Here is a 9,505-nt window from a genome sequence, read left to right as displayed (position 1 = left end):
GGATGATTTCAGAGCATTCAAGTCCGAAGAGCCTCGGATACCGTTTCCCTGCTGAATGGGAGAAGCATGAAGCCACATGGCTTAGCTGGCCTCATAAAGAAGCAAGCTGGCCGGGTAAAATAGAAACGATCTATCCGAAGTACAGTGAATTCATAAAAGTACTCACCGAAAGCGAAATGGTACGGATCAATGTTTCAGATGATACCATGAGACAATTTGCGCTGCAGCATCTGGTTGAAGCCGGTGCTGATCTTTCCAGGATTGAGTTTTTCTATCATCCCACCAACGATGCGTGGTGCCGTGATCACGGGCCTGCGTTCCTGGTAAATCCTCAGGCTGAAAGCCGGAAAGTGATTGTCGACTGGGGATATAATGCATGGGGAGGGAAATATCCCCCATACGATCTTGATGATGTGATTCCATCTTTGATCGGCGCACATTTTAACATCCCGGTATTTCATCCGGGCATTGTAATGGAAGGCGGATCTGTAGAGTTCAACGGACGGGGTACTGTGCTGACTTCGACCTGCTGCCTGCTGAACGAAAACCGAAATCCTCATCTTAACCAGCAGCAGGTTGAAAATTATCTCCGGGCTTTCTACGGGGTAGACCAGGTCCTTTGGGTTGAAGAGGGTATTGCCGGCGATGATACGGACGGGCATATTGATGATACGATTCGTTTTGTTAATGAAGACACAGTACTGTCGGTTGTCGAGACGGATACCAGTGACGAAAATTACGCCCTGCTGCAAAAGAACTTGAAATCCCTGAGTTCTATGCGTCTTCTGAACGGGAAGCAGCTGAATGTTGTTGAACTACCCATGCCTGATGCCGTCATATACGACGAAATGCGGCTCCCCGCATCGTATGCTAATTTTTATATCAGTAACAAGTATGTGATCGTGCCCACTTACAGGTGCAGCAAAGATGAGAAAGCGCTTGAAATCATCAGTTCCTGTTTTCCTGACAGGCAGGTTACAGGGATCGATTCCACAGATATAATTTGGGGGCTGGGCAGTTTTCATTGCCTTAGTCAGCAGGAGCCCTCAGTGTAGCATTCGTTTTGACCCGGGGGAGCTTTAAATGGGGCTCCCTGAATTTTCGTTCTTCTCTAAGCTGACAGACCGCAGGGGCGGTCTTTTTTGTTTTTCACCATGCCTGCATTTGAAGCAATTCCTATATATTTGTTATAGGCACTTTAGCAAACAGGGTGGAAAAGAGGAGCTTTAACTGCTTGTTGTTTCTTAATCTTTTCTTCCTGTTCGGGGGAGCCGTGAACGTCTTAGCTCAAAATACGTCCAACAAGGGTAAGGATTTCTGGCTCGGCTATGGCAACCATCAGCGGGGATATAACCTCAACAATCAGAAGATGGTATTGTACATCACGTCGGATGTAAATACAGAAGGAACCATTGAGATCCCCGGAATTGGATATTCCGCCCAATTTCAGGTGGCAGCCAATTCTATCCGGGAAGTGCAGGTTCCCCAGGATGCTTATCTCGAAGACGAAGGTACCTATCATAAAGGTATTCACGTCACTACCCTCAAGCCGGTAGTAATTTATGCTCACATTTATGATCTGAATGTTTCGGGAGCTACGCTCGTATTACCCACCAATGTTCTTGGAAAAGAGTATTATTCAATCAATTATAAGCAGATATCCAACCAGGATACATCTTTCTCTTACTTCTTTGTCGTCGGAATTGAAGATGGGACAGAAGTAGAGATCATTCCTTCCGCCGGCACCAAAGGTGGCCATCCTGCAGGCGTCCCTTATGTTGTGAACCTGAATAAAGGGGATATTCATCAGGTTCTCGGCGCAAGCCAGGGAAAAGAGGTTATAAATGTGGACAGGGACAATTCTGTAACGAATTATAAGGGAGCTGATCTCACCGGCTCTGTTGTCAGGTCTGTCAGCAGGGGCGTAGGCGACTGTAAAAAAATTGCAGTCTTCTCAGGCAGCGGAAAGATCGGTATCGGCTGTCCCGAAACAGGTGTAGGGTCTTCTGATAATCTTTATCAGCAGGTCTATCCCACAAACAGCTGGGGTAAAAAGACTATAACGGTGCCGCTTGCTTCGCGCGACTATGATATCATCCGGATAGTAAAAAGCAGTCCGTCCGCCAGTGTACGGCTAAACGGGAATCTTATTCCTGCATCAGCTTTTATAAATGATTTCTATTATGAGTTTGAATCTCAGTCTGTGAATGTCATTGAAGCAGACCTGCCGGTTCAGGTAGTCCAGTACGCGGTAAGCCAGTCAAAGACAATCAACTGCACCGGGGGCAGGGAAACCACCGGAGATCCGGAAATGATCTATCTCAACTCCATTGAACAGAATATCGACAGGATAACTGTTTATTCGCCGGGTGCCTACAGGATTCAGAAGCAGTTCATCAACATTGTGATTGAAACCGCTGCCGCAGCTGATTTCAAACTGGATGACGCAACGCCTCCCGGAGCATTTCAGCCTGTACCTGGAGACCCGGCATATTCTTATGCTCAGCTTTCTGTGAATGCAGGAGTACACACCTTGTCGGCTCCAAAGGGATTCAATGCCGTTGCTTATGGCTTTGGCCGGGCGGAGTCCTATGGTTATTCAGCGGGAACGAATGTAAAGGGGGAAACTTTTAAAATAGTAAGCAGCTCGACAGGTAATACCATAACCAATGGCTGTACTGCCCAGGCTGTGAAGTTCAGTGTAGATCTGTTGTTTGAGGTAAAGAAGATCACCTGGAATTTCGATAACGGGGAGCCGCCCATCGAAGCAGTCTATTCATCGCCGTCCGCAATCTATTCAAAAGATGGAAAAACATACTACACCTACCGGTTAACCAATGAAGTGTCTTATAAAAAACCGGGAGACTACAGTATTGAGGTGACAGCGGAAAAGAAAACACTGGATGCCTGCGGCGTATCAGAATTCATCCAGCTTGATTTTTCGGTATTTGATCCGCCGGAACCCGATTTCTCTTTCAGCGCACCCTGCGAAAAGGAAGAGATCCAGTTTATGGACCTTACCGACGGAAAGGGGGCTTCATTAAAATCATGGCTCTGGGATTTTGGCGACGGCACTACTTCCGCGGATCAGAATCCCACGCATACGTATATTGTCCCCGGCACTTACCAGGTAACGCTGATAACTGCAACGGAGTCATCGTGCGATCCGGTAACAAAGATCAAACCGCTGTTTATTTTCAGGAAGCCTGTGCCTGGGTTCACATTTTCCGCAGCCTGCGCAGGTCAGAAGGTGTCTTTTTCTGATCAGTCAGTTGCTGCTGACGGGAATATCATCAGCAGAACGTGGGACTATGGCGACGGTACCATCGAAACGGTCCAGGATGACTTACCCCGGGAGCATATTTATATTACCGCCGGAACCTATACTGTAAAGCTCACAGTGCTGACAGACAATGGATGCTCACAACAAACGAGTTCGGATATCACCGTTCAACCTGTTGCTCTTGTCGATTTTTTACTTCCTAAGGTCTGCCTGGAAGATTCTTTTGCTGAGTTTAAAGATCTTTCATCAATAAGCGATGGTACCGAAAGCGACTTTTCCTATGACTGGGATTTTGGGGATCAGACACCGCATTCCGCTGATAAAAACCCTCTGCATGCTTATTCAGCCAGTGGCTACTACGAAGTTTCCTTAACCGTAACGTCGAAATCCGGCTGTGTAACAACTGCAAAAAAGATCCTTACAGTGAACGGATCAAACCCGGTAGCTGATTTCGATGTGGTCAATCCGGCAGACCTGTGCAGCAGGAATCCCGTCATCTTCGTAAACCGGTCTCATGTGGGGTTTGGGAATATCACCCGTTTAGAATGGTATTTTGATTATGACGGGGACAGGACTTCAATGTTCGTTGACGATAATCCTGAGCCGGGCAGGGAACAGGGCCATTTATATCCGCGGTTCGCGTCACCAAATGAAAAAACATACCGGGTCCTCCTGAAAGCATTTTCCGGTAAGAGCTGCGTAGGAGAGACAGAAAAGTTCGTAAAGATCAAAGCTGTTCCTGATGTCCGGTTTGACCTCGTTGTACACACTATTTGCCAGGAAGACACCCCTGTGCGGCTGAGAGCATCGGAGACATCGGGTAACTTTGTTAAACTGGCGGATGAGTTCAAAGGGGAGGGAATATCGGGGACTGGCATATTTAATCCCGCGAAAGCGGGTCCCGGAATGCATCTCATTTCCTATATCTATACTGCCGGAAATAGCTGTGCAGATACTGTTCAGCAGTTAATCCGGGTGAATGCCAGCCCCTCCGTGTCGGCAGGTGCGGATATCGGTTTTAGGGAAGGCGCCTCCGTTCGCCTGAAGGCTGTCTCCGATCCGGATATCGTGAAATACGAATGGAGCCCTGCCGCTGGTTTGAGCCGGACCGATATTCCCGACCCCGTAGCTTCTCCCTCAGATAATACCACCTATACCCTGACGGTTACAAATTCAAATGGCTGCCGTAATTCTTCCCGGGTAAACGTAATGGTGGAGAAGTATCCCGTGATCCGGAATACCTTTACGCCTAACGGCGACGGTGTAAATGATACATGGGTGGTAGGTTATCTCGATCGTTATCCTGAAGCAAGAGTGGAGATCTTCAACCGGTATGGAAACCGGGTGTATAAAAGCCAGGGCTACTTAAAGCCCTGGGATGGAACGTTCAACGGGACAGCTCTTCCGGATGGAGTGTATTACTATATTATTGACCCCCAAAATGGTATGGGGCCTTATACAGGGAATGTCTCGATTATCAGGTAGGGCCGTCTTTATTGCGCGACACCCATTTCCCTGATCAGGAAATCTGCTTTATCAACTTTTGATGCTATCCAGAGAACGTACCGGATGTCTACACCGATAGACCTGCTGTAGCTTTCATTCCATGCATAATCATTAATTGTAGCTTCATATGCCCTGTCGAAATTGACGCCGATCAGCTCACCTTTGGAATTCATCACAGGAGACCCCGAATTTCCCCCGGTAGTGTCGAGGTTGTACAGGAAGGCCACAGGAACGTCATTCAGATCATCTTTTACAAAAGGTCCGAAATCTTTTGTCTGCCATAATTGTTTAATAACGGTAGGGTAGGAGAATTCAGGATTTCCGGTACTCCCTTTTTCCAGTACACCTTTGATTGTCGTAAAGGGCTTCATATAGGTGGCGTCAGCCGGGGCATAACCTCTTACATATCCGTATGTCAGCCTGAGTGTGCTGTTTGCATCAGGAATGAAATCCTGCTTTTTAAATAATTCCTTTGCTGCCACGTAATCACCCATCAGTTTGTTAAGCAGACCTTCGCGGCGGTCACGCTCAGGTTTTAGTGCTTTTATCTGCGTACTGATATCATTTTCGAATACGAGTAAGGGATCGTTATAGCCAGAGAGAAGTGCCTGCGATTTAAGTAAAGTGTTCAGCACGTAGTCTGCATCTTTCAGCCTGGTATACTGCAAGGTAGTTTCAACGAATTTATCTGCCTGTTCCTGGCTGCTGAAACCTTTCAGCACTTTTTTGTCTACGGCATCGACGCGCTGGATCTTTGGTAACTTTGCCGCATCATTCAGCATCCGCGTGAAGATCGCCTTGTCAGCATCCAGGTCATAGCTCTGGTATATGGGTTTAAGCTTTTGTTCCAGGACGCCTATGCTGTCTGTATAATATTTTGCCCTTTCAGATAAGGGCCTGGAAAGCATGGCCGCTTTAAATGAATTTACCTGCCTGGCAATATTGAGGAGGCTTACACCACTGTAAACCTGGGTCAGCCAGAGTTCCCGGTAAGCATCGTTATAGATCAGTTTGTACAGGTTGTCGATGCTGCTCATCAGCGTCCCGTATTTTTCTTTGAGCTCAACGTTTGAATTGATGTATTCTGCGAGCTTCTCGTCTTCTTCACGTTTTTGCTGTACAAGTTCCAGTCCATTCAGGCCTTTTAATTTACCCCTGTAATTCTTCAGGACATTGGCATTCCGCTTAATCCTGGTTGCAAGCTTCAGTTCCGTTGCCTTATCCTTCTTTCCCGCAGCCTCCATAGCATGGTTCTGAAAATCATACAGATCTGAAACATAAGGAAGAAGATAGTTCTGCTGATACTGGATATACTGGGCCGGGCGGTTCCTGAACGTCTTTCCGGGATAACCGAGGATAAAAACGAAGTCATCTTCACTGACCCCTTTAGGATTCACCTTCAGGAACTTCTTAGGCTTATAAGGTACATTAGCTTTCGAATATTTAGCGGAAGAACCGTCAGGCGCCACATAGGCACGCATAAAAGAGAAGTCGCCGGTATGCCTTGGCCAGACCCAATTGTCTGTTTCCCCTCCGAATTCCCCGATATTGCGGCTCGGCACATAAACCAGCCTCACATCCTGTATCATCTTGTATCTGAACAAAACATAGGTTTTGCCGATAAACATTTCAGATACCTCCGCCTTTATTGTTGCGTCCTGCTGTTCAGCCTGGGCAGCCAGCTTCTTCATCTCTTCATTGACCAGCCGGATACGTGATGCCGGATCAGTAACTCCCGCAACAACCGAAAGTATTTTGTCCGACACATCCTCATAACTATCAGTGATCCGGCATGTTAACCCTTTTGCTTCGATTTCCTGTTCACGTTCCCGTGCCACAAATCCCTTGTTCAGGTAGTCGTTCTGCGGAGTGCTCGCTAACTGGACTGCACTGAACGCACAGTGATGATTGGTGATGATCAGCCCTTCATCCGAGATAAAAGATCCGGTACAGCCGCCAACGTTTACAAGCGCGTCAATGAGACTGATGCTGTCGGGGTTGTAGATCTCTTTCATGCTGATCTTCAGACCTGCATTGTTGAGATTTACTTTCCTGAGTTCACTCAGCGGATACATCCCTTCGTCGGGAGGTGTATAAGCTGATCCAGTAATTAAAAAGCTTAGCAGTAGAGTAAAAAAGATCGTTTTCTTCTTAGCCGTCATCTCGTGTGTTGTTTAGAAAACCACAAACTTAGGCAAATTGCTGTATATACAAAATACATCGTTTTTTACCTCATCATTTAATATTTTTGCTAAATGGCTGAAGACTTAGTAATCAACAAAGGATCAAAGCAGGATCAATATATCTCTATTTTACCCCAAATCAGGGCTCTTATCGAAGGAGAAGACGATCTCATTGCGAACATGGCTAATATTAGCGCAGCACTAAAGGAGCAGTTCGGCTTTTTCTGGACGGGCTTCTATCTGGTAAGAGGACAGGAACTGGTATTAGGGCCTTTTCAGGGGCCTGTGGCCTGTACCAGGATCGCTTACGGAAAAGGTGTATGCGGTACTGCCTGGAAACTACAGCAAACTCTGGTTATTCCGGATGTCGATGCTTTTCCGGGGCATATTGCATGCAGCTCTTTATCCAGATCTGAAATCGTGGTGCCGGTGTTCGGCAACAACGAAGTAAAGGCAGTTCTTGATATCGACAGTGAAGATCTGAATACTTTTGACGAAACTGACAGGCAGTATCTGGAAGAAATCGTCTCCCTGATAAAGTTTAACTGATCCGGCTATCCTGTCTATGAACGAACAAAAATTACCCTTGTCTTTTTATCTCCGGGATGACGTAGTTCAGATTTCCCGCGATCTGATCGGTAAACAGATCTTTACATATTTAGATGGTCTCCTTACCAGCGCAATTATCGTTGAGACCGAGGCTTACAGGGGACCGGAGGATAAAGGTTCACATGCTTTTAACGGAAGACGCACTGCCAGGAACGACATTATGTATTACGCAGGCGGTGTTACCTATATGTATATCTGTTACGGGATTCATGATATGCTGAATATTGTGACAGGACCGGAAGGTACCTCTCATGCTGTTTTAATCAGAGCTCTTCAACCTGTTGACGGATTGGATATTATGAGAGAAAGACGTGCTGTCTATTCAGACGATAAACGACTGTGCAAAGGTCCCGGGGCATTAGCCAGGGCAATGGGGCTGAATAAAACACATAACGGGCTCTCCTTACTGGGGGACCAGATTTGGCTCGAAGACCGTGGCCTGGAAGTACCGGAAGAGGATATAGTAGCCTCGGCGAGAATCGGACTCAACATTGACAGTCCCTATAAAGAAATCCCGTGGAGATTTTATATCCGGGGAAACCGCTATGTAAGTAAATGGGGATAAGGCTAAAAGTGTTCAATAAGGAAATGTCCGCTTATAAAAAGAGGCTATCCGGTCTTTGTTAAGTGATCCTGAAAGTTGGACAACAACTTTCAGGGGCACCTCATTTAGGGAAAGCCTCTTTCGTAATAAAATACAACCTGCTCCTAAAGCAGGTTTTTTTAGTGTTGTTTACTGCACAATTTCAGCAATAAAAACTCCATCATTATTTAAGAACTCCTGGTTGGCAATGAGGTTGCTTAATTCAATCTTCCCAATTACATACTTAAAGTCGGGCGCATAAAATCTTTCTGTAATCTCCTTAAATCCGAGCCTTTCAATGACACTCTCATCATCATACCTGAGATAAACGTTCAGAGTGTAATCATTGGACTGTACAAAGCCCCTGTTAGTACGGTATTTTTTGTATTCATATTTATAGCCATACCGTAAAGCCGCTATGTCCGACAATACCGCTGATCCTGTTGGATGTCCGCCGGCTCCCTTTCCGAAAAAGAACTGCTGATCTGCAAATGCTGCCTGTACGATCACACCGTTATATTCATTTTCTACATTGTAAAGGAAATCAGCAGAATGGATAAGCTTAGGGATCACGTAAAGAACCACCTGCCGTTCTCCGAATTCGAGTGCTGTGGGCACCAGTTTTATTTTATAATTTTTCTCCCTGGCGTATTGAATATCTTTTGACGACAAGGTTTGGATCCCGATGTTCAGCACCTCTTCCGGGCGTGTAATGATACCGTAAGCGTGCGATGCAGCAATTACCAGCTTATATTTGGGGTCAAAACCCCCAACATCCGAGATCGGATCTGTTTCTGCAAACCCCAGATCCTGCGCCTGCTTAAGAGCTGTTCCATAGTCAAGATTTTCATTAAAGATCTTTGACAGGATGTAATTAGACGAACCATTGAAGATACCCCTTACCGAATAAAGAAGCTCATTGTCGTAGTACTCTTCCAGGTTCCGGATAATCGGAATACTTCCGCATACTGCTCCTTCGTAAAGCAGGGAAGTTCCATATTCTTCCTGGATGTGGATGAGTTCTTCAAGATGAAGGGCAATCATTTTCTTACTGGCAGAAACGACGTTCTTGCCATTTTTCAGCGCAGTAGAAACAATCTGAAATGCTGCCTCGGTATCATTGATCAGCTCGACCACCGTATTGATTTCAGGGTCGTTCAGGATAACCGAAGCATCAGTGGTAAATAATTCTGGAGAAAGAGACCGCTTCTTTTCAGGATTCTTAATCGCTATTTTCTTGATCTCAAGATTGAGGTCTTTTGTCCGGATTATATCGTGAAGGCCTTGTCCTACAACGCCAAAGCCAAATAATCCGATGGTTAACTTATTGCTCATTCGTAC

At 46.1% G+C, this 9,505-nt stretch carries 6 protein-coding genes; 4 read left to right on the top strand and 2 right to left on the bottom strand.

Going from position 1 to position 9,505, the window contains the following annotated elements; translation table 11 throughout:
* The first annotated feature begins 2 nt into the window (after positions 1-2).
* Together DDR33_RS03730 and DDR33_RS03725 are read left to right on the top strand one after the other, a co-directional pair.
* A complete protein-coding gene (locus tag DDR33_RS03730) occupies positions 3-1,055 on the top strand; it encodes an agmatine deiminase family protein (RefSeq protein WP_109414414.1) in 1,053 nt (350 codons plus the stop codon).
* Between the two features lie 182 nt (positions 1,056-1,237).
* Complete coding sequence (locus tag DDR33_RS03725) at positions 1,238-4,768, top strand: PKD domain-containing protein (RefSeq protein WP_146198696.1); 3,531 nt, start codon at positions 1,238-1,240, stop codon at positions 4,766-4,768.
* A gap of 8 nt (positions 4,769-4,776) precedes the next feature.
* Here DDR33_RS03725 and DDR33_RS03720 read toward each other — a convergent pair whose 3' ends face one another.
* Complete coding sequence (locus DDR33_RS03720; RefSeq protein ID WP_109414412.1) at positions 4,777-6,951, bottom strand: S46 family peptidase; 2,175 nt, start codon at positions 6,949-6,951, stop codon at positions 4,777-4,779.
* Positions 6,952-7,044: 93 nt separating this feature from the next.
* Between DDR33_RS03720 and DDR33_RS03715 the strand changes: the two genes are divergently transcribed.
* Together DDR33_RS03715 and DDR33_RS03710 are read left to right on the top strand one after the other, a co-directional pair.
* Positions 7,045-7,521 carry a GAF domain-containing protein gene (locus DDR33_RS03715; protein WP_109414411.1) on the top strand — a complete coding sequence of 159 codons (477 nt, stop codon included), beginning with the start codon at positions 7,045-7,047 and terminating at the stop codon, positions 7,519-7,521.
* Positions 7,522-7,537: 16 nt separating this feature from the next.
* Positions 7,538-8,146 (top strand): DNA-3-methyladenine glycosylase, encoded by a 609-nt coding sequence (locus DDR33_RS03710; protein ID WP_109414410.1) that lies wholly within the window; start codon positions 7,538-7,540, stop codon positions 8,144-8,146.
* Between the two features lie 168 nt (positions 8,147-8,314).
* Here the strand turns inward: DDR33_RS03710 and DDR33_RS03705 are convergent, their stop codons facing one another.
* Positions 8,315-9,499 carry a homoserine dehydrogenase gene (locus DDR33_RS03705; RefSeq protein WP_109414560.1) on the bottom strand — a complete coding sequence of 395 codons (1,185 nt, stop codon included), beginning with the start codon at positions 9,497-9,499 and terminating at the stop codon, positions 8,315-8,317.
* Between the last annotated feature and the right edge of the window lie 6 nt (positions 9,500-9,505).

Origin of the sequence: Pararcticibacter amylolyticus, from assembly GCF_003130405.1 — a bacterium.
Classification (GTDB): domain Bacteria; phylum Bacteroidota; class Bacteroidia; order Sphingobacteriales; family Sphingobacteriaceae; genus Arcticibacter; species Arcticibacter amylolyticus.
This window is presented reverse-complemented; position numbering and strand designations above follow the sequence as displayed.

What these genes read in the sequence shown, in the direction of transcription:
- DDR33_RS03730 (WP_109414414.1), top strand. Translation starts at nt 3, where the DNA reads ATGATTTCAGAGCATTCAAGTCCGAAGAGCCTCGGATACCGTTTCCCT.
- DDR33_RS03720 (WP_109414412.1), bottom strand. Translation starts at nt 6,951, where the DNA reads ATGACGGCTAAGAAGAAAACGATCTTTTTTACTCTACTGCTAAGCTTT.
- DDR33_RS03715 (WP_109414411.1), top strand. Translation starts at nt 7,045, where the DNA reads ATGGCTGAAGACTTAGTAATCAACAAAGGATCAAAGCAGGATCAATAT.
- DDR33_RS03710 (WP_109414410.1), top strand. Translation starts at nt 7,538, where the DNA reads ATGAACGAACAAAAATTACCCTTGTCTTTTTATCTCCGGGATGACGTA.
- DDR33_RS03705 (WP_109414560.1), bottom strand. Translation starts at nt 9,499, where the DNA reads ATGAGCAATAAGTTAACCATCGGATTATTTGGCTTTGGCGTTGTAGGA.